Source organism: Bradyrhizobium sp. INPA03-11B (assembly GCF_040446015.1).
GTDB classification, from domain to species: domain Bacteria; phylum Pseudomonadota; class Alphaproteobacteria; order Rhizobiales; family Xanthobacteraceae; genus Bradyrhizobium; species Bradyrhizobium macuxiense_A.
In genome coordinates, this window is the sequence record NZ_JASGSR010000015.1 from 1 (window position 1) to 19,463 (window position 19,463).

Annotated in this window: 15 protein-coding genes; 12 read left to right on the plus strand and 3 right to left on the minus strand. The window is 65.6% G+C overall.

Going from position 1 to position 19,463, the window contains the following annotated elements:
- The first annotated feature begins 133 nt into the window (after window positions 1-133).
- Window positions 134-952, plus strand: coding sequence for an isocitrate lyase/phosphoenolpyruvate mutase family protein (locus QMZ05_RS08465; protein ID WP_353700380.1), 819 nt, complete (start codon window positions 134-136; stop codon window positions 950-952).
- Window positions 953-1,017: 65 nt separating this feature from the next.
- Here QMZ05_RS08465 and QMZ05_RS08470 read toward each other — a convergent pair whose 3' ends face one another.
- Complete coding sequence (locus QMZ05_RS08470) at window positions 1,018-1,449, minus strand: hypothetical protein (protein ID WP_353700381.1); 432 nt, start codon at window positions 1,447-1,449, stop codon at window positions 1,018-1,020.
- A 146-nt stretch (window positions 1,450-1,595) separates the two neighbouring features.
- Here QMZ05_RS08470 and QMZ05_RS08475 point away from each other — a divergent pair, with 146 nt between their 5' ends.
- The gene (locus QMZ05_RS08475) at window positions 1,596-2,237 is read left to right on the plus strand and encodes a trimeric intracellular cation channel family protein (RefSeq protein ID WP_353700382.1); all 642 of its coding nucleotides are present in this window, start codon (window positions 1,596-1,598) and stop codon (window positions 2,235-2,237) included.
- 4 nt (window positions 2,238-2,241) lie between these two features.
- On the opposite strand, the gene QMZ05_RS08480 is transcribed toward QMZ05_RS08475, so the two are convergent.
- A complete protein-coding gene (locus tag QMZ05_RS08480; protein ID WP_353700383.1) occupies window positions 2,242-3,468 on the minus strand; it encodes a cytochrome c in 1,227 nt (408 codons plus the stop codon).
- A 243-nt stretch (window positions 3,469-3,711) separates the two neighbouring features.
- On the opposite strand from QMZ05_RS08480, the gene QMZ05_RS08485 reads away from it, so the two are divergent.
- The 10 genes from QMZ05_RS08485 to QMZ05_RS08530 all read left to right on the plus strand — a co-directional run bounded on the left by QMZ05_RS08485 (window position 3,712) and on the right by QMZ05_RS08530 (window position 18,056).
- Window positions 3,712-7,206, plus strand: coding sequence for an indolepyruvate ferredoxin oxidoreductase family protein (locus QMZ05_RS08485; protein WP_353700384.1), 3,495 nt, complete (start codon window positions 3,712-3,714; stop codon window positions 7,204-7,206).
- A 268-nt stretch (window positions 7,207-7,474) separates the two neighbouring features.
- Window positions 7,475-8,632: a thiolase domain-containing protein gene (locus QMZ05_RS08490; protein ID WP_050420450.1), complete on the plus strand. Its 1,158-nt coding sequence runs from the start codon at window positions 7,475-7,477 to the stop codon at window positions 8,630-8,632.
- Window positions 8,632-9,021: a Zn-ribbon domain-containing OB-fold protein gene (locus tag QMZ05_RS08495; protein ID WP_353700385.1), complete on the plus strand. Its 390-nt coding sequence runs from the start codon at window positions 8,632-8,634 to the stop codon at window positions 9,019-9,021. The genes QMZ05_RS08490 and QMZ05_RS08495 overlap by 1 nt, the downstream gene beginning before the upstream one ends.
- Before the next feature lie 206 nt (window positions 9,022-9,227).
- The gene (locus tag QMZ05_RS08500; RefSeq protein WP_353700386.1) at window positions 9,228-10,088 is read left to right on the plus strand and encodes a MaoC/PaaZ C-terminal domain-containing protein; all 861 of its coding nucleotides are present in this window, start codon (window positions 9,228-9,230) and stop codon (window positions 10,086-10,088) included.
- Window positions 10,089-10,165: 77 nt separating this feature from the next.
- A complete protein-coding gene (locus QMZ05_RS08505) occupies window positions 10,166-11,047 on the plus strand; it encodes an SDR family oxidoreductase (RefSeq protein ID WP_076831307.1) in 882 nt (293 codons plus the stop codon).
- Between the two features lie 141 nt (window positions 11,048-11,188).
- Window positions 11,189-12,145 (plus strand): dihydrodipicolinate synthase family protein, encoded by a 957-nt coding sequence (locus tag QMZ05_RS08510; protein WP_353700387.1) that lies wholly within the window; start codon window positions 11,189-11,191, stop codon window positions 12,143-12,145.
- A 3-nt stretch (window positions 12,146-12,148) separates the two neighbouring features.
- Window positions 12,149-12,943, plus strand: a complete 795-nt coding sequence (locus QMZ05_RS08515) for an NUDIX hydrolase (protein ID WP_353700388.1) — start codon at window positions 12,149-12,151, stop codon at window positions 12,941-12,943.
- A gap of 338 nt (window positions 12,944-13,281) precedes the next feature.
- Window positions 13,282-14,226 carry an alpha/beta hydrolase gene (locus QMZ05_RS08520; RefSeq protein ID WP_353700389.1) on the plus strand — a complete coding sequence of 315 codons (945 nt, stop codon included), beginning with the start codon at window positions 13,282-13,284 and terminating at the stop codon, window positions 14,224-14,226.
- A gap of 35 nt (window positions 14,227-14,261) precedes the next feature.
- Window positions 14,262-15,143 (plus strand): EamA family transporter, encoded by an 882-nt coding sequence (locus QMZ05_RS08525; protein WP_353700451.1) that lies wholly within the window; start codon window positions 14,262-14,264, stop codon window positions 15,141-15,143.
- Between the two features lie 231 nt (window positions 15,144-15,374).
- Window positions 15,375-18,056, plus strand: a complete 2,682-nt coding sequence (locus QMZ05_RS08530; RefSeq protein ID WP_353700390.1) for a PAS domain S-box protein — start codon at window positions 15,375-15,377, stop codon at window positions 18,054-18,056.
- A 34-nt stretch (window positions 18,057-18,090) separates the two neighbouring features.
- Here QMZ05_RS08530 and QMZ05_RS08535 read toward each other — a convergent pair whose 3' ends face one another.
- A complete protein-coding gene (locus tag QMZ05_RS08535; RefSeq protein ID WP_353700391.1) occupies window positions 18,091-19,458 on the minus strand; it encodes an amidohydrolase family protein in 1,368 nt (455 codons plus the stop codon).
- Between the last annotated feature and the right edge of the window lie 5 nt (window positions 19,459-19,463).

A 19,463-nucleotide genomic window follows, 5' to 3' on the forward strand; every position in this document is an offset into this window, starting at 1 on the left:
CCCAAGACTGCCTCCCAAAAGAAGCCTTGAATCTGATTTGCTCTCAAAAGGGAATCCTTAGAGTCCACACCACCTAGCGCGCAGCAGGGCTCGTGCCTATCTCTGCGCGGCCAACGACTCTAGGGAGCGACCAATGCCACTGCCAACTGCTGACAAACGCACAGCCTTCAAGAAGCTGCACGAGAGCGGATGCTTCATCATTCCGAACCCGTTCGATGCCGGCAGCGCCCGCGCATTGCAGCATCTCGGCTTCAAGGCGCTGGCCTCGACCAGCGCGGGCTTTGCCTGGACCATCGCCAAGGCCGACAACCGCGTCACCATCGACGACGTCTGCGATCATCTGACAGCGATGTGCGCGGCGGTCGATATTCCCGTCAATGCGGATTTCGAGGGCGGCTTCGCCGTCGAGCCGGAGAAGGTCGCGATCAACGTCGCGCGCGGCGTCAAAGCCGGCGTCGCCGGGCTGTCGATCGAGGACTCCACCGGGGACGCAGCCAATCCGCTGTTCGAGCACAAGCTCGCGGTCGAGCGCATCAAAGCGGCGCGCAAGGCAATCGATGCCGACAACAGCGGCGTGCTGCTCACCGGCCGCTGCGAAGCATTCCTGTGGGGGAAGAAGGACCTCAATCTGGTGATCGAGCGGCTGCAGGCCTACTCGGAAGCCGGGGCAGATGTCCTCTATTCGCCGGGCATCTCGACGAAAGAGGAAATTACCGCGGTCGTGAAGGCAGTCGCGCCAAAGCCGGTCAATCTCCTGATCGGCGGCGCGTCCGAGCTGACGCTGCAGGCGGTGGCCGATCTCGGCGTACGGCGCATCAGCGTCGGCGGGGCGCTGGCGCGGATGGCCTGGACCGGCGTCATGAAGGCGGCGAAGGAAATGGCCGAGAAGGGCACCTTCACCGAATTCGCCAACGGCTATCCCGGCGGCGAACTTAACAAGATGTTCAAGTAGAGCTTGCGTGCAAAAAAGCAGCGGGCCGTTTGGGCCCGCTGCTCGCGCCTGGTCAGTGTCGTCAGTTATTGCTTCGAAGTCCCGGCCGGCGGGGCGGCGGGCTTGTTCATGTCAGACTTGTTCATGTCCGATGGCGGGCTGGCCGGCTGCGCCGGCGCCGCGCCCGTGGTCGTGCCGGGCTGGCTATTGGGTTTCGGCGTCACGTCGCGCATGCCCGGAGGCGCCCCGGCCGGATTGGCCGGCTGTTGCTGCGCGGTCTGCGTCGACGGCGTCGTGCCCGCTTCGTGGACCGACGTATTGTTCAACCCATAGAACAGCGCGCCGAGCACCACGGCCACCGCAACTGCGAACATCGCGATCTTGGTGCTGCTTGCCGATCCCTCCCGCAGTTCCGGGTCCGGCTGCAACTCGTTGTCCAGGCTGTTGAAGCGCGCCTGACGGCGGATTTCGTCATCGGTCAGGTTGGCGCGATACGGATCGTCAGGGTTGTAAGCCATTGCAAAGTTCCTCCGTTAGCACCTCAAAGCTAAACACAGGGGACAATGGCTGGCGCGTCGGGATGTTCCGCGCCAATGTTGCAACCAGTTCATGCAGGAACCGGCGATTCCCAGCGGTTCCAAACCTGTTCCATGAGGCCTTTTCAATGTGGACCATGCCGCCCACCGATTCGGTGCTGCACGTGCTCTCGTTCATTGCCGTTGCGGCGCAATCGATGACGGCGGCGCTGGCGGCCGGCCGACGCAGCATGGATTGGGCCGGCGTCTGCATGCTCGGGGCGATCACCGCGCTCGGCGGCGGCACCATTCGCGACGTGCTGCTCGGGCATTATCCGCTGCTCTGGGTCGCGAACCCGATCTACCTTGCGGTCGCGACGGCCGGCGCCTTCGCGACCATCCTGCTGGCGCGGCTGGTGGTCAGGCTCAATCTCGCATTCCTGGTGCTCGATGCGATCGGGCTCGTGGTGTTCACCATGGCCGGCTGCGACGTGGCCTGGCAGGTCGACGCCTCGCTGCCGATCGTGATCGTCTCCGGCATGATCACCGGCTGCGCCGGCGGCGTGCTGCGCGATATCCTCTGCAACGAGGTGCCGCTGCTGTTCCGCAGCGAGCTCTACGCCAGCGTCTCCGTGGTGACGGGGCTGTTCTATGCGACCGCGTTCGGACTGAACCTCAACCCACCGGTCTGGACCCTGCTGACCTTCGCGCTCGGCCTGAGCTTCCGGATGCTCGCGATCCGCTACAGATGGGAGATGCCGAAATTCGTGTTCTCTGACGAGGAGCGGTGAGCCGCTATTTCGCCGTCCGCGCTTTGGCGACCTCGTCCGCGGTCACGGCCGGCGCCGCATTGCCCCAGGAATTGCGGATGTAGGTCGCAACGTCCGCCACCTCCTGGTCGGTCAGTTTCGGATAGGCCGGCATCGACCCTGCGTTGGGCGCGCGCGGTGTGGTCACGGTCTGCGCACCGTCGAGGATGATGCGCAGCGTGCTCGCCGGATTGGCCGATTGCAGATTGGCGTTGCCGGGCAGCGGCGGATAGATCCGCGGCGCGCCGGAGCCGTCGAGCTCGTGGCAGGCGACGCAGGCGCCGCGATAGATCCGCTCGCCGTTGCTCATCTGCGCGGGCGAGGGTGAGGTGACCTGCGGCTCCGGTGCGCCGGCGGGCAGGCTCTTCAGATAGGCGGCGATCGCGCGCACATCGGCGTCGCTCATCTTCGAGGTCGAGTTGATCACCACCTCGGACATCAGCGGACCGGCATGGCTGTGCCCGTTGCGGCCGCTTTGCAGATATTCGGCGATGTCGTCAGCGCTCCAGGACTTCAGCCCGCCGCGCTCCGCGCCGTCGAGCCGCGGCGCGAACATGCCCTGGACCACGCTGCCACCGAGCGCCTCGTCGCGTTTGTCGGCGCCGAAGGCATTCTTCGGCGTGTGGCAGGCGCCGCAATGGGCGAGCGCCTCGACCAGGTAGCGGCCGCGATTCCAGTCCGCGCCCTTGCTCTGGTCCGGCTGGATGATGCCCGGCGTGAAGAACAGCGCATTCCACGCCCGCATCATCACGCGGTAGCAATACGGCCAGCGCAGCTGCGGTGGCGGCGCCCTGTTGCTGATCGGCGCCAGCGTCGCGAGATAGGCGCGGATCGCCAGGATGTCGTCGCGGATCAGCTTCGTGAAGGAGGGGTAGGGGAAGGCGGGATAATAATGCTTCCCGTTCGGCGAGACGCCGCCGCGCAGCGCGCGGAGGAAATCGTCGTCGCTCCAGCCGCCGATTCCGGTATCGCGGTCGGGCGTGAGATTCGCAGAAAACACCGCGCCGAACGGCGTGTCGATCCGCTTGCCGCCGGCGAACGGCTTTGCCGGATCGGCGGTATGGCAGCTCGCGCAGTCGCCGGCGATCGTGAGCGCCTTGCCGCGGGCGATGATGTCGTCGGTTGGCGCAGCGGCGCATTCGCGGGCCGCGAACGCACCGCACAACAACACACCGGCCAGAATCGCACCCGTCGTTCGATGTCGTCGCCGCATCCATTCACCTTCCGCACCTTCCGGTCCACAAGACGCGTTACGCCATTTCGCCGCGGGCCTGTCCTGCGACAGAAACCGAAACGGCCCTCTGATATTCCCGGCACGATATTGCGATTTTTGAGCGACGGGCCTGGTCGCCCAGAATTGTGCTGCGCGGGCCGGAAAATCCGACATAGACTGGTTCTAACAAGTTCGGATGGCTAGCTAAAAAGCAGCCGTCGCGACCAGCGAAAAGAGGGCTAAATGGGAATCAACCAAGGGCCTATCAGCCTCGACCAGAAATATACCCAAGGCACCGGCCACGTCTTCATGACGGGCATCCAGGCGCTGGTTCGCCTGCCCATGGCGCAGATCAGACGCGACCGCGCCGCAGGCCTCAACACGGCAGGCTTCATCTCCGGCTATCGCGGTTCCCCCCTCGGCGGCTACGACCAGCAGCTGTTCGCCGCCCGCAAGCATCTCGAGCAGTACAACATCAAATTCCAGCCCGGCGTGAACGAGGACCTGGCGGCCACCGCGATCTGGGGCTCGCAGCAGCTCGGGCTGTCGGCCGGCGCCAAGTATGATGGCGCGGTCGGCATCTGGTACGGCAAGGGCCCCGGCGTCGACCGCTGCGGCGACGTGTTCCGCCACGGCAATGCGGCGGGCTCCGCCAAGCATGGCGGCGTACTCTGCCTTGCCGGCGACGACCACGGCGCAAAGTCCTCCACCGTCCCGCATCAGTCCGACCACGCCTTCATCTCCGCGCTGATGCCCTACCTCTATCCCTCCAGCATCCACGAAATGATCGAGATGGGCCTGCTGGGTATCGCGATGTCGCGTTACTCGGGCTGCTGGGTCGGCATGAAGGTGATTACCGAGACGGTCGAGACCACGGCCGAGATCGACCTCACCGACGAGATGACGCCCTTCGTCATCCCGGCCGATTTCGAGCTGCCGCCGGGCGGGCTGAACATCCGCTGGCCCGACGACCGTTTCGAGCAGGACCGCCGGCTGCAGGACTACAAGGGCTTTGCCGCGATCGCCTTTGCCAGGGCGAACAGGGTCAACCGCATCACCATGGATTCGCCGAACGCGCGCTACGGCATCATGGCCTCGGGCAAGAGCTACGAGGACATCCGCCAGGCGCTGCGCGAGCTCGGCATCACGCCCGAGATCGCCGCCAAGATCGGCATCCGCCTCTACAAGATCGGCATGCCCTGGCCGCTGGAGCCGGAAGGCGTGCGCAACTTCGCGGTCGGCCTCGAGGAGATCTTCATCGTCGAGGAACGCCGCGAGATCGTTGAGAACCAGGTCAAGCAGGAGCTGTTCAACTGGCGCGACGACGTGCGCCCGCGCATCGTCGGCAAGATGGACGATCACGACAAGCGCTTCCTGACCTTCGCCGCCGAGCTCAGCGTGGCCTCGCTTGCGAGCTCGCTCACCGAACGGTTGCTTCGACTTAATCTCAATCCTGAAATCGCCGAGATGCTGCGCGCCAAGGCCGACTGGTTCAACGGCCGCCAGTCGACCCAGATGCAGGCGACGGCGCCGGTCAGCCGCACGCCGTATTTCTGCTCGGGCTGCCCGCACAACACCTCGACCAAGGTGCCGGAAGGCAGTCGCGCGCTCGGCGGCATTGGCTGCCACTTCATGGCGCTGTGGATGAACCGCTCGACCGAGACCTTCACCCATATGGGCGGCGAGGGCGTGCCGTGGGTCGGCATCGCGCCGTTCACCAACGAGAACCACATCTTCGCCAATCTCGGCGACGGCACGTACTTCCACTCCGGCATTCTCGCGATCCGCCAGTCGATCGCCTCCAAAGCCAACATCACCTACAAGATCCTCTATAATGACGCGGTCGCGATGACCGGCGGCCAGCGCCATGACGGCGATTTGTCGCCGCAGCAGATCACCTTCCAGCTCCACGCCGAAGGCATCCGCGAGATCTATCTGGTCTCGGAAAATCCCGCCGCCTATCCGGCCGACACCATCGCGCCCGGCGTCAAGCTGTTCCATCGCGACGAGCTCGAGAACGTCCAGAAGATGTGCCGCGACACCAAGGGCACCTCGGCGATCGTGTTCGTGCAGACCTGCGCCGCCGAAAAGCGCCGTCGCCGCAAGCGCGGCCTGATGGAGGATCCGGCGCGCCGCGTGCTGATCAATCCCGCCGTCTGCGAAGGCTGCGGCGATTGCTCGGTGCAGTCGAACTGCATCTCGGTCGAGCCGCTGGAGACGGAGCTCGGGCGCAAGCGCACCATCAACCAGTCGACCTGCAACAAGGATTATTCCTGCGTGAAGGGTTTTTGCCCGTCCTTCGTCACGGTCGATGGCGGCACCCTCAAGCGCCGCGCGCCCACTGAACTCGGCGATATCGGCGCCTTGCCGGAGCCGGCCTCGAAGCCTGCGCTCGATCGGCCCTACAACATCGCGGTCGGCGGCGTCGGCGGCACCGGCGTGCTGACGATCGGCGCGCTGCTCGGCATGGCCGCGCATATCGAGGGCAAGGCCTCGATGATCCTCGACATGTCCGGTCTCGCGCAGAAGGGCGGCGCGGTGCTGAGCCATGTCCGGCTCTCCGAGCACACGGCCGACGTGACCTGCTCGCGCATCGTGACCGGCACGGCGGATCTCGTGCTCGCAGCCGACGAGGTCGTCGCGGTGTCGAAGGATACCATGACGCTGTGCGAGGCGAGCCGCACCGTCGGCATCATCAACAGCCACATCATCCCGACCGCGGATTTCATCCTCAACCGCGACTTCAACTTCCAGAGCCGCAAGGTCACCGGCGTGCTGGAGACCGAGCTGCGCAAGGACTCCGCCTTCTTCGACTTCACCAAGCCGGCCGAAGCGCTGCTCGGCGACTCCATCGCCACCAACATCATGATGATGGGCTTTGCCTATCAGCGCGGGCTGCTGCCGCTGTCGGCGGAATCGATCCAGCAGGCGATCGAGGTCAACGGCGTCTCGATCAAGATGAATACCCAGGCGTTCCAGCTCGGGCGTCTGGCCGCGGCTGATCCGGCGCGGCTCGCCGCGATGATGAAGGGGCAGGACGACGACGTCGCCCCGGTCAAGTCGCTGGATGCGATGTCGCTCGACGAGATCATCACCCACCGCACGGCGCTTCTGACTGACTATCAGAACACGCGTCTGGCAAAACGTTATCGCAAGCTGGTCGACCAGGTGCGCGACGTCGCCGCCAAGGGCGGCTATGGTGAGGCGCTGCCGCGTGCGGTCGCGATCAATTACGCCAAGCTGCTCGCCTACAAGGACGAGTATGAAGTGGCGCGGCTGTTCACCGACGGCCGCTTCGAGAAGCAGCTGCGCGACCAGTTCGAGGGCGAGTTCAAGTTCAACTTCAATCTCGCTCCGCCGATCCTCGGCGGTGGGCTTGACGCGCAGGGCCGTCCGAAGAAACGCGCCTTCGGGTCGTGGATGATGTCGGCCTTCAAGGTGATGGCGCGATTCCGCTTCTTGCGCGGCACCCCGCTCGACATTGTCGGCTACAACTCCGACCGCAGGCTCGAGCGCGACCTGATCGCAGGCTACGAGAAGGATGTCGCGACGGTGCTGAGCCTGCTGTCGCCGCTCAATCACGACATCGCGGTCGAATTGCTGTCGCTGCCCGAGCGCATCCGCGGCTACGGCCCGGTGAAGGAGAAGGCGATCAAGGAGGCAAAGGTTCGCTACGCGCAACTCGCCGCCGACCTCGCCAACCCGCCGCCCGCGCCGCGGCAGATGGCGGCGGAGTAGGGTAGCCGCAAATTCGCTGTCGTCCCGGCGAAAGCCGGGACCCATAACCACCGAACTTTATTGTCGCATAGCGCTAAGGCCACAGCGCGTTCTAACCACACAGCCCTGTGGTAATGGGTCCCGGCTTTCGCCGGGACGACAGCGGGTTTGAGGCGCGCATCGGTGCACGCTAACCGCAGTCTCGCCTGACGGAATATTTCCGCGCTTGCCAAGGTCGCGTCGTCGGTTCAGAAAAACGCTGGAGCGAAAAACGCCAGCGGAGAGCGATTTGACCATCAAGGGCAAGGCCTACATTGCCGGGATCTACGAGCATCCCACCCGGCATGCACCCGATAAATCAACAGCACAGCTACATGCCGAGGTCGCCAAGGGCGCGATCGAGGATGCCGGGCTCACCAAGGATGATATCGACGGCTATTTCTGCGCCGGCGACGCGCCGGGCGGGCTGTGGCCGATGGTCGACTACCTCGGCCTCAACACCAAGAAGCTGCGTCACGTCGACTCCACCGAGACCGGCGGCTGTTCCTACCTGATCCATCTCGGCCACGCCGCCGAGGCGATCGCCGCGGGTAAGTGCTCGGTCGCGCTGGTCACGCTGGCGGGCAAACCGCGCACCGGCCCGATGCCGCCGCGCGCCTCCGGCGCCGAGGCCGATTTCGAATTGGCTTACGGGGCTACCACGCACAATGCCTATGGCATGTGTGCCATGCGCCATATGCACGACTATGGCACCACCTCCGAGCAGCTTGCCTGGATCAAGGTCGCGGCCTCGCATCACGCGCAATACAATCCGCATGCGATGCTGAAGGAGGTCGTCACGGTCGAGGACGTCTTGAACTCGCCGATGATCTCGGATCCGCTGCACCGGATGGATTGCTGCGTCGTCACCGATGGCGGCGGCGCGATGATCGTCACGACGCCGGAGATCGCCAAGAGCCTGAAGAAGCCGCTGGTGCGCCTGATCGGCCATGGCGAGGCGGCGAAGGGCCCGCGCGGCGGCAAGGATCTCGACCTGACTTACTCCGCCGGCGTGTGGTCCGGCCCGCGCGCCTTCGAAGAGGCGGGCGTGACGCCGAAGGACATCAAATACGCCTCGATCTATGACAGCTTCACCATAACGGTGCTGATGCAGCTCGAGGATCTCGGCTTCTGCAAGAAGGGCGAGGGCGGCAAGTTCGTTGCCGACGGCAATCTGATCTCGGGCGTCGGCAAGCTGCCGTTCAATACCGACGGCGGCGGCCTCTGCAGCAACCATCCCGTCAATCGCGGCGGCATGACGAAGATCCTCGAGGCGGTGCGCCAGTTGCGCGGCGAGGCGCATCCGAAGGTGCAGGTGAAGAACTGCGACCTCGCGATCGCCCACGGCACCGGCGGTCTGCTCGGCGTTCGCCACGCCGCCTCAACCTGCATTCTGGAGCGTGCGTGATGTCTGAAGCGAAGAAGTACAATGCCCCGGTGACCAATCCGGAGACCGCGCCGTTCTGGGAAGCGGCGAAGGCGGGCAAGTTCATGATCAAGCGCTGCACCACCTGCGGCGAGGCGCATTATTTCCCGCGCGCGATCTGCCCGTTCTGCTTCTCCGACAAGACGGTGTGGGAAGAGTCGAGCGGCGAGGCCACGGTCTACACCTACAGCCTGATGCGGAAGTCGCCGGCCGGTCCGTATGCGATCGCCTATGTGACGCTGAAGGAAGGCCCGTCGCTGCAGACCAACATCGTCGATTGCGATCTGGAGACAGTGAAGATCGGCCAGAAGGTCAAGGTGGTGTGGAAGCCGACCGACGGCGCCCCGCTGCCGTTCTTCACGCCGGCGTAAGCCTAAGAAGTACCTTCTCCCCTTGTGGGAGAAGGTGGCGGCCGGAGGCCGCCGGATGAGGGGTTCTTTCCGCGAACGATGTTCTTTCTGCGGCGCGAACCCCTCACCGGAGCGAGGTTGTGACAACTGTAGGTGCGGCCCTCTCCCACAAGGGGAGAGGGCGCTTCAACGAGCACCGCAAGAAAATGTTCGGGGAGAAAACAACAATGCCAATCGTGTACGAACAGCTGATGGCCCTGAAGAATCTCGGCCAGAAATACAGCTACGGCGATCGCGACGTGATGCTCTATGCCTATGGCATCGGCCTCGGCGCCGATCCGATGGACGAGAAGGAGCTCGCCTTCGTCAATGAGGGCGTGCTGACGCCGCGTCCGCTCAAGGTGGTGCCGACCTTCGCGTCGGTCGCGGCCTGGGGCGCCGGTCCCGGCGAGATGAACCTCAACCGCGTGATGGTGGTCGACGGCGAGCGCGATATCACCTTCCACAAGCCGTTCGCGACCGCGGCCCACATCACGGCCGACTCGACCGTGCTCGACGTGTTCGACAAGGGCAAGGACAAGGGCGCGGTGATCCGCCACCAGACCGTGCTCAGGGATGAGAAGGGCGACAAGCTTGCAACGCTCGTCGCCTCGCGCTTCGCCCGCGGCGATGGCGGTTTCGGCGGCCCGTCCGATGGCCAGCCCGAGCCGCACAAGGTGCCGGAGCGCGCGCCCGACAAGGTGGTCGACATCACGACGCGGCCGGACCAGGCGCTGATCTACCGGCTCTGCGGCGATCGCAACCCGCTGCATTCCGATCCGGAGTTCGCCAAGAAGGCCGGCTTCCCGCGGCCGATCCTGCACGGCATGTGCACCTACGGCATCACCTGCCGCGGCGTGCTGCAGACCTATGCCGACTATGACCCCGGAGCCTTCAAGCAGCACGCGGCGCGGTTCTCCTCGCCGGTATTCCCCGGCGAGACCGTGACGATGGAGCTGTGGAAGGACGGCAGTGTGGTGTCGTTCGAGGCCAAGGTGAAGTCGCGCGGCGTCACCGTGATCAAGAGCGGCAGGACGGTGCTGGCGTAGCCACTTGCGCTGGTCGTCGGCTCCCTCTCCCCGCAAGCGGGGAGAGGCGAAGAAGAAACAACAACGGAGAAACAACCATGGGATTACTCGACGGCAAGGTGGCGCTGATCACGGGTGCGGGCGGCGGCCTGGGTGAGGCCTACGCAAAACTGTTCGCGCGCGAGGGCGCGGCCGTGGTGGTCAACGATCTCGGCGGTCCGCGCGACGGCTCGGGCTCCGACAAGTCGATGGCCGACAAGGTGGTCGATGCGATCAAGGCCGAGGGCGGCCGCGCGGTCGCCAACGGCGCCGACATCTCGACCTTGGCCGGCGGCCAGTCGGTGTTCGACGATGCCATCAAGCATTTCGGCCGCGCCGACATCCTGGTCAACAACGCCGGCATCCTGCTCGACGAGACCTTCCACAAGGCCAAGGAAGCCAACTGGGACAAGGTGATGAAGGTGCATCTCAAAGGCACCTTCTGCTGCACCCAGCCGGTGTTCAAATGGATGCGCGACAATGGCGGCGGCGTCATCGTCAACACGTCATCGACCTCGGGCCTGATCGGCAATTTCGGTCAGACCAATTACGGCGCGGCGAAGGGCGGCATCTGGGGCCTCTCCAACGTGCTGGCGATCGAGGGCCGCAAATACAACATCCGAATCTGGACGCTGGCGCCGGGCGCGCTGACCCGTATGACCGCGGACCTGCCGCGCTACAAGGAGAACCCGGGCGCGGCGCTCGGTCCTGATGGCATCGCGCCGGCCGTGCTCTACATGGTCAGCGATCTCTCGGGCGACCAGACCGGCAAGGTGCTCGGCGTCTCGGGCCCGCGCGGCGTCCGCGAGATGCGGATGATGGAAATGGAGGGCTGGACGCCGCCGTTCACGGGATGGAAGGCGGAGGATATCGTCACCCACGCCAAGGAGATCTTCTTCTCCGAAGAAGAGATCAAGAAGTCGGCGCGGCGGTTCAAGTAAGTCCTGGCAAATGCCGTTCCGGTGCGATGCGCGGCATCGGACCGGAATTGATGAGCCGCGCCCGGGGGTAGGGGCTTCCCGATGCGCAATGGCGCAGCGGGGAATGACGCTGTATAGAGGGCGGAAACAGATGAGGCACAAATGACCAAACTCACCGCCCAGGCCGCAGGAACCTTTGCGATCGCGCCGACCCCGTTCCACGACGACGGCCGGATCGACGAGGCATCGATCGACCGGCTGACCGATTTCTATACCGAGGTCGGCTGCGACGGCGTCACGGTGCTCGGCATTCTGGGCGAGGCGCCGAAGCTCGATGCCGCCGAGGCCGAGCAGGTTGCGCTGCGCTTCGTCAAGCGCGCCAAGAAGCTGCAGGTGATCGTCGGCGTCTCGGCGCCGGGCTTTGCCACGATGCGCTCGCTGGCGAAGAAGTCGATGGACGCGGGCGCCGCCGGCGTGATGATCGCGCCGCCGCCGCATCTGCGCACCGACGACCAGATCATTGGCTATTTCAAGCAGGCGCAGGAAGCTGTTGGAGACGACATTCCCTGGGTGCTGCAGGACTATCCGCTGACGCTCACCGTCGTGTTCACGCCCGCGGTGATCCGCAAGATCGTGATGGATTCGCCGTCCTGCGTGATGCTCAAGCACGAGGACTGGCCCGGCCTGGAGAAGATCTCGACCTTGCGCAACTTCCAGAAGGACGGCTCGCTGCGGCCGCTGTCGATCCTGGTCGGCAATGGCGGCCTGTTCCTCGATTTCGAGATGGAGCGCGGCGCCGACGGTGCGATGACCGGTTACGCATTCCCCGAGCTGCTGATCGACGTGGTCAATCTGTCGAAGGCCGGAAAACGCGACGCGGCGCACGATCTGTTCGACGCGCATCTGCCGCTGATCCGCTATGAGCAGCAGCCTGGCGTCGGTCTCACCGTGCGCAAATACGTGCTGCAGAAACGCGGCATCATCTCCTCCAGCGCCCAGCGCAAGCCCGATGCGGTGATTACCGCGCAGGCGAGGGCCGAGGTCGACTATCTGCTCTCCCGCGTGGCGCGGGTCGACCGCCGCGCCAATCTGCAACCGCAATCCAGTGCAGCAGGCTAAGTGATGACCGAGATTGTTGCCCCGCGCCTTGCCTCGACCGTGCTGCTGCTCCGTGACGGCAGCAGCGAGATCGAAGTCTTCATGATGGTCCGCCATCATCAGATCGAGTTCAACTCGGGCGCGCTGGTATTTCCCGGCGGCAGTGTCGACAAGAACGACAAGGAGATCGCCGCCGATCCCGCGCTCTATTCGGGCGGCGAAGGGCTCGACGGCGACGCGCTCGGTTTCCGGATCGCGGCGATCCGCGAGACGTTTGAAGAGAGCGGCATCCTGCTGGCGCGGCCGGCAGGCTCGAAGGAACTGGTCGATGCCAAGCGTGCGAACGAGATCGCGACCGCGCATCGTGCGGCGTTGAACGAAGGCAAGATCACGTTCCTCAAGGTGCTCACGGACAACGGCATGGTGCTCGCGCTCGACGAACTCGTGCCCTATGCGCACTGGATCACGCCGGAGGGCATGCCGAAGCGCTTCGACACCTGGTTCTTCCTCGCCGCCGCGCCGCCCGAACAGCTCGGCGCGCATGACGGCAAGGAATCGACCGACTCGATCTGGGTCTCGACGCGCGAGGCGCTGGAGGGCGGCGAGAGCGGCCGCTTCAAGCTGCCGTTCCCGACCACGCGCAATCTGATCCGGCTCGGCAAGCAGCCGAATGTCGGCGCCGCGCTTGCGGACAGCCGTGGCAAGTCGATCGTCACGGTGATGCCCGTGATGACCAAGACCGCCACCGGCCGCCAGCTCCGCATCCCCAAGGAAGCCGGCTACGACGGCGAGGTGTTCGACGTCGGCGCGCTCGGGTAGGGCCGTCGTCTCGAGCGGCAGTGAATCAGTCCGTCATTGCGAGGAGCGATAGCGACGAAGCAATCCATGCTTCCGCGTATGCCGCGCAATGGATTGCTTCGCTTCGCTCGCAATGACGAACATGGACCCGTCATCCTGAGGTGCGCGCCCTTGCGCGCCTCGAAGGATCGACGGCCACCAGCCGGGCCGCGCATCCTTCGAGGCTCGCTTGGCTCGCACCTCAGGATGACGGGTCACTTTCCACACTTCGGCCTGAACCGAAGTATCACCACCGCAAGCTCGTTATAACCACGTCGGTCACCGCGCCGGGGCAATTGCCCGGCGCAAAAGGAGCCGACGTGCAACTATCCTTCGAAGCGCCGATATCCGACGAATTCCACCTGACGTTGCCCGGCAGTGACGACAGGCTGCTGCTGCGGCACTGGCCGGGCGAGGGCGATCCCGTGCTCTACGTCCATGGTGCGACGTTCCCGTCGTCGCTGTCGGTCGGCTATCGCTTCGGCGGGCGGTCCTGGGCGGACGATCTCAAGACCAATGGCTTCGACGTCTGGGCTTTCGATTTCGTCGGTTTCGGCGGCTCGAGCAGGCCGCGGCAGATGTCCATGTCCGCAAGCGGGGTCGCGCCGCTCGGCCGTGCGCCGGAAGCCGCTGCTCAGATCAGTGCGGTTGTCGATCACATTCGCCGCGCGCACGCCGGCGTCCAGGTCCACATCGTCGCGCATTCATGGGGCACGATCGCTGCCGGCCTGTTTGCCGGTCATCATCCGGATGCCGTCGGCCGCCTCGTGCTGTTCGGACCAATCGTTCGGCGGGAGCTCGAGGGGTTGCCGCCCCCTGAGAGTATCGGTGCGTGGCGCGAGGTCACGATCCCAGATCAGTTGAAGCGATTTGTCGAGGATGTCCCGCCGTCGCATCCGCCGGTGCTGATCGAGCCTGACCTCGCCGGGTGGGGCCCGGCCTATCTGGCAACCGATGCCGGGGCGGCCGGACGCAACCCACCGGCGGTCCGGATTCCAAACGGACCGCAGGCCGACATCATCGCGGCGCTGTCGGGGCAGCTCCCCTACGACCCGCGCCGCGTCCTGGCTCCGACGCTGATCGTGCGCGGCGAATGGGACAACCTTTGTCAGGATGGCGACGCCGCCTGGCTGACACACGCGTTGGGTGCCACGGAGAAGGCCGATGTGGTCGTGCCGAAGGCAACGCATCTGATGCACCTTGAACACGGACGGGAAGGCCTGTTTGCGGCGACCGCCGGTTGGCTTGCAAGGAGCGCATCGTGAGCGGCCCCGCGAGCGGCGAGGCGCGCCAACCGAAGATGGGCCTCGAGCTCGCTCTGCTGCTCGCGCTCGCCACCCTCTGGGGCGGCTCCTACACCTTCATCAAGCTCGGCGTCGCGACCATCCCGCCGATCACGCTGATCGCGGCGCGCACCGCGATCGCAGGCCTGCTGCTGCTCGTCATCATGCGGATGCGCGGCGTGACGATGCCGACGGACGGTGCGACCTGGCGCCGCTTCATCTTCCAGGCCTGCCTCAACAGCGTGATCCCGTGGACGCTGATCGCCTGGGGCGAGCGCTTCGTCGACGCCGGGCTCGCCACCATCCTCAATTCGGCTTCGCCGATCTTCACCTTCCTGTTCACCGCCGCGATCACCCGCCACGAGGCCGCGAGCCCGCGCAAGCTGGTCGGGGTGATCGCCGGGATGGCGGGCATCTGCCTGATCGTCGGCGTCGATGCATTCCGCGATCTGGGGCAGGGCATCGTGGCCGAGGTCGCGATCGTCGCCGCCACGATCTGCTATGCCTGCGCCGCGATCTTCAGCCGCGGCTTCAAGGGGCTCGATCCGATGGCGCCGGCCGCGGGCTCGCTGCTCGCGGGCGCCGCGATCCTGATCCCGCTCAGCCTCGCCGTCGAACGGCCCTGGACCCTCTCGCCGTCCACCAGTTCGCTGCTCGCCTTGCTGGCGCTTGCGGTGTTCTCGACCGCGATCGCGTTCGTGATCTACTTCCGCCTGATCCAGACCCTCGGTTCGGTCGGCACCACCGCGCAGGCCTATTTGCGGGTGCCGATCGGGGTTGCGCTCAGCGTCGCATTGCTCGGCGAACGGCTGAGCCCGACAGCGTGGGTCGGGCTTGCCTGTGTCGTCGTCGGCGTCGCCGCCATGACGATTCCGGCGCGAAAGATCGCTACGGCCTGAGGCCATCGCCGCGACGACGACGCCCCGTGAAGGGGCGCCGCGGCCCGAGAACAGCGTCACTAGGCCGGCATCCCGCCGGACCAGGCCCGGCTGCCCTGTGCCGGAATCGGCCACCGGCGCCCGGCCAGGTGACAGAGGTCACACCGCCGGCAAGGCCGAGCCTGCAGCATGTTTCCCCAAAGCCCGTAATTTCCCGTATATTGGGGTGCATTGGACCCCGGCCTTGATGACATGACCGCTGAATTGCCGCCGAATTCGCAAGCGCCGCGTGCGTTCTCCCTCTCGATTGGCCAACTCACGTTCGGCAGCTTCCTGCTGGTTCTGGCTGTGATCATCATCACATCCACGGCCAGCGTGATCGCGATCCGGCACATCGATACGACCTTTGCCGAGCTGCAGCGGCTGCAAAGCGTCGGCGACATCGCCGAGGATATCGACCGCCGCACCAACGAGCTGCGGCTGGCGGCGCGGGACTTCGTCACCGAGCCCGGCAACCAGTCGGCCCAGGTCGCGCAGGCGGCCCAGTCGCTGAGCGAGATCCTGAAGAAGACCCGGATCGAGCTGGCGCCCGAGCAGCAGGACATGATCGACGGCGTCACCCAGCGGCTGGCGACCTATCGCAGCGGGATCGAGCGCATCTCGGCGCTGCTCAGCCGCCGCGCCGAGATCGTCGCCGGATTGCCGCCGCTGCGCGAGGCGTTCGACAAGGCGATCGCCGAGAGCAATGACGCGGCGCTTGCGAACACACTGTCGCAGGCCCAGAGCCGCATCGCCACCGCGCTCTTGGCGCACAACACGTCAGCCGCCGAGCAGGCCGCGCAAAGCATGCGGGCGATGACGATCGGCGATCCCAGCCTGCGCAGCGCGGTCGACAATTATGCCGAGGCGATCAGCGCAATTTCGGTGCGCGAGGGCCAGATCGCCGACATCGATCGGGAGGTGCTCGGCGCCGAAGGCCGCCTGATCCAGAAGGTCACCGAGCTGTTGCGTGAGCTCAGCTCGCGCCGCGGCCACGTGCTGTCGCGCGATTTTGCCCGGACGCTGGCTGAGGCAAAATGGCAGAGCATCGTGCTCGGCACGGCGGGCGTGCTGATCGGCCTGTTCGCCGCCGTGCTGGTGGTGCGCCGCACCGTCCGGCCGCTGGCCAGGATCGCCGGGTCGATCCGCAAGGTCGCGGGCGGCGAGAAGAGCGCGTTCATCCCCGGCGCCGACCTCGACAACGAGATCGGCGACATCGCGCGCGCCGCCGAGGTGTTCCGCCAGACCCTGGTCGACGCCGACAGCGCGCGCGAGGCCGCACTACGCGCGCTCGCCGAGCAGCGGCTCGCCGAGGAGAGCTACCACAAGCTGTTCGAGGCATCGGTCGACGGCATCTACGTCACGACGCCGGGCGGCACGCTGCTCAACGCCAATCCGGCGCTGGCGCGGATGATGGGCTATGCGACGCCGCAGGACCTGATCAACGGCATCGGCGACATCGCCTCTACCGTTTATGTCGACGCGGCGGCGCGGGAGCAGTACCAGCAATTGATGGCGCGCGACGGCACGGTGCGTGACTACGAGTACCAGGTGCGCTCGCGCGACGGCACCGTGCTGTGGCTGTCCGATTCCGCGACCGTGGTGCGCAACGACGAGGGCGAGGTGATCCGTTACGAGGGCACGGTGCGCGACATCACCGACCAGAAGCGCGCCGAGGACGCGATTGCCGAAGGCCGCCGCATGTTGCAGATGGTGATCGACACGGTGCCCGCCGTCATCAACGTCAAGGAGCGCAATCTGCGCTATGTGCTGATGAACCGCTACATGGCGGGCATCTTCGGCGTCGAGCCGCAGGACGCGATCGGCCGGACCACCGCCGAGCTGATGCAGCGCTATGGCGCCGCCAAGACCGACGAGAACGACAAGCGCGTGCTGTCGGTGCGGCGCGAGCTCGGCTTCTACGAGGAAGAGTACAAGGACGCAGCCGGCAACATGCGGCAATGGCTGGTCAACAAGCTGCCGATCCTCGATGCGCAGGGTGACATCGAGAACATCGTCACGGTGGCGCTCGACATCGGCGAGCGCAAGCGGTCCGAGCAGGAGATGCGCAAGGCGCGGGATTCCGCCGAGGCCGCGCTGCGCAACCTGCGGGAAACCCAGAACTCGCTGATCGAGGCCGAGAAGCTCGCCGCGCTCGGCCGCCTGGTGGCCGGCGTCGCCCACGAGGTCAACAATCCCGTCGGCATCAGCCTCACGGTGGCCTCCGCGCTGGAGCGCAAGACCGCGAACTTCGAGGCCCAGGTCGAGCGTGGCGACCTGCGCCGCTCCAGCCTCAACGATTTCCTGAACACGGCGCGGGATGCCTCATCGCAGCTCGTCGCCAATCTGAACCGCGCCGCGGAACTGATCCAGTCGTTCAAGCAGGTCGCCGCCGATCGCAACTATTCCGACCAGCGCACCTTCGATCTCGGCGATCTCACCGAGCAGGTGGTGATGAGTCTGCGGCCCGGCCTGCGCAAGCACAATCTGACGCTCAACGTCGATTGCGAGCCGAACCTGATGATGAATTCCTATCCCGGACCGTATGGCCAGGTGCTGACCAATCTGTTCCTCAACGCGGTCGCGCATGCGTTCCCGGACGGCAAGGCCGGCGAGGTGGAGATCCAGGTGCACGCCTCCAGCGGCGACTATGTCGAGGTGATCTTCGCCGACAATGGCTGCGGCATGAGCCTCGACGTCCGCCGCCGCGCCTTCGATCCGTTCTTCACGACGCGGCGCGACCAGGGCGGCACCGGGCTTGGGCTGCACATCGTCTACAGCATCGTCACCACGCGCCTCGGCGGCCGGCTCTCGCTCGAGTCCGCGCCGGGTAACGGTACGCGCATCCAGATGATCCTGCCGCGCGTCGCCCCGCTGGAGCAGGCCGCGGAGTAGGCGGGCTCCAACTCCGTCACCTTGCGGATCGCCGTTATTTCTTCATCTCGCCGGCCAGCAGGTTCTTGTAGATCTTGCCGTTCTTCATGATGACCAGGAAGTTCTTTGCGGGATCTTCGACCAGCCTGATGTTGTCGATCGGATTGCCGTCGACCAGCAGCAGGTCGGCGAGCGCGCCTTCCTGGACCACGCCAAGCTTGCCGGGATATGGATTTCGCGGCCCGGACAGACTGAGCAGTTCAGCGTTGGTCGACGTCGCCATCGTCAGCGCCTCGGCCGCCGTGTACCAGCGGGTGAGGTCGGCCAGCATGTTGCCTTGCCGGTCGGCCAGCGCCTTCGAGAACAGGACATCGGTGCCGAATGCCGTCTTGATCCGGTATTTCCTCGCCAGCGCATAGACCCGTTCGGTCCCGGAAACCACTTGCCGCATCTTCTCCTGTTCCGCGGGCCCCAACGCGCTGGCGCCCGCCAGATCGAGGAAGGGCTGCGTGCTCAGCCAAATTCCCTTCTCGGCCATCAGGCGGGCCGTTGCGTCGTCCATGAGATGACCGTGCTCGATACACTTGACGCCCGCCGCGACCGACCGCTGGATCGCAACCGGCGTATAGGCGTGCACGGCAACGTAGGTGCCCCAATTCGCGGCGGCCTCGACGGCGGCACGCAGCTCCGGTTCGGTGAATGTCGATACGTCGAGCGGACTGAACGGCGATGCGACGCCACCACCCGCGGTGAGCTTGACCTGCGAGGCCCCCTGCATGAGCTGCTCGCGTGCGCGCACGCGAACCTCGTCCGGACTGTCCGCGATCATGCTGCCGCCGATTTTCTCCATGCGGCTGAGCATGCCGCCGATCGTTCGCGGCAGATCGGACAACTGCCGGAAATCGCCATGGCCGCCCGTGATGGTGATTACAGCGCCTGACGGGTAGATGCGGGGCCCGGCCACGAGTCCGTCGTCGATGGCCCGCTTGAGCCCGAAGGTGGGCCCGCCCATGTCGCGAACGGTGGTAAAGCCCCGCATCAATGTATCGTTCGCTTCCGCCGCAGCGAGCAGATTGTTGTAGCCGACGTCACCCGCGATCGCAGCCGCCGGCGTCGGGCGCACCAGCATCGCATGCCAATGCGCGTCGATCAGCCCGGGCATCAGGACGCGCTCGCCGCCATTGATCACCTGCGCATCGGCCGTGATCGCCGAGGTCGAGATCGTCTCGATCTTGTTGTTGCGGACCAGCACATTCGATGGCGCGGACAGTGTGCTGTTGTTGCCGTCGAAGATGCGGACGTTCTGGAACAGGACCGCGGAATCCTGCGCCTGCGCCGCCGGGAAAACGCCGAGGCTCATGCCGATCGCCGCAAGCAGCACGGAAATCCGGACGATCCCGCTCTGTGTTCTCACACCTGACATGTTCG

Coding starts and splice junctions, on each gene's coding strand:
- QMZ05_RS08480 (WP_353700383.1), bottom strand. CDS start 3,468: ATGCGGCGACGACATCGAACGACGGGTGCGATTCTGGCCGGTGTGTTG.
- QMZ05_RS08515 (WP_353700388.1), top strand. CDS start 12,149: ATGACCGAGATTGTTGCCCCGCGCCTTGCCTCGACCGTGCTGCTGCTC.
- QMZ05_RS08505 (WP_076831307.1), top strand. CDS start 10,166: ATGGGATTACTCGACGGCAAGGTGGCGCTGATCACGGGTGCGGGCGGC.
- QMZ05_RS08475 (WP_353700382.1), top strand. CDS start 1,596: ATGTGGACCATGCCGCCCACCGATTCGGTGCTGCACGTGCTCTCGTTC.
- QMZ05_RS08510 (WP_353700387.1), top strand. CDS start 11,189: ATGACCAAACTCACCGCCCAGGCCGCAGGAACCTTTGCGATCGCGCCG.
- QMZ05_RS08535 (WP_353700391.1), bottom strand. CDS start 19,458: ATGTCAGGTGTGAGAACACAGAGCGGGATCGTCCGGATTTCCGTGCTG.
- QMZ05_RS08525 (WP_353700451.1), top strand. CDS start 14,262: ATGGGCCTCGAGCTCGCTCTGCTGCTCGCGCTCGCCACCCTCTGGGGC.
- QMZ05_RS08495 (WP_353700385.1), top strand. CDS start 8,632: ATGTCTGAAGCGAAGAAGTACAATGCCCCGGTGACCAATCCGGAGACC.
- QMZ05_RS08465 (WP_353700380.1), top strand. CDS start 134: ATGCCACTGCCAACTGCTGACAAACGCACAGCCTTCAAGAAGCTGCAC.
- QMZ05_RS08485 (WP_353700384.1), top strand. CDS start 3,712: ATGGGAATCAACCAAGGGCCTATCAGCCTCGACCAGAAATATACCCAA.
- QMZ05_RS08470 (WP_353700381.1), bottom strand. CDS start 1,449: ATGGCTTACAACCCTGACGATCCGTATCGCGCCAACCTGACCGATGAC.
- QMZ05_RS08530 (WP_353700390.1), top strand. CDS start 15,375: ATGACCGCTGAATTGCCGCCGAATTCGCAAGCGCCGCGTGCGTTCTCC.
- QMZ05_RS08500 (WP_353700386.1), top strand. CDS start 9,228: ATGCCAATCGTGTACGAACAGCTGATGGCCCTGAAGAATCTCGGCCAG.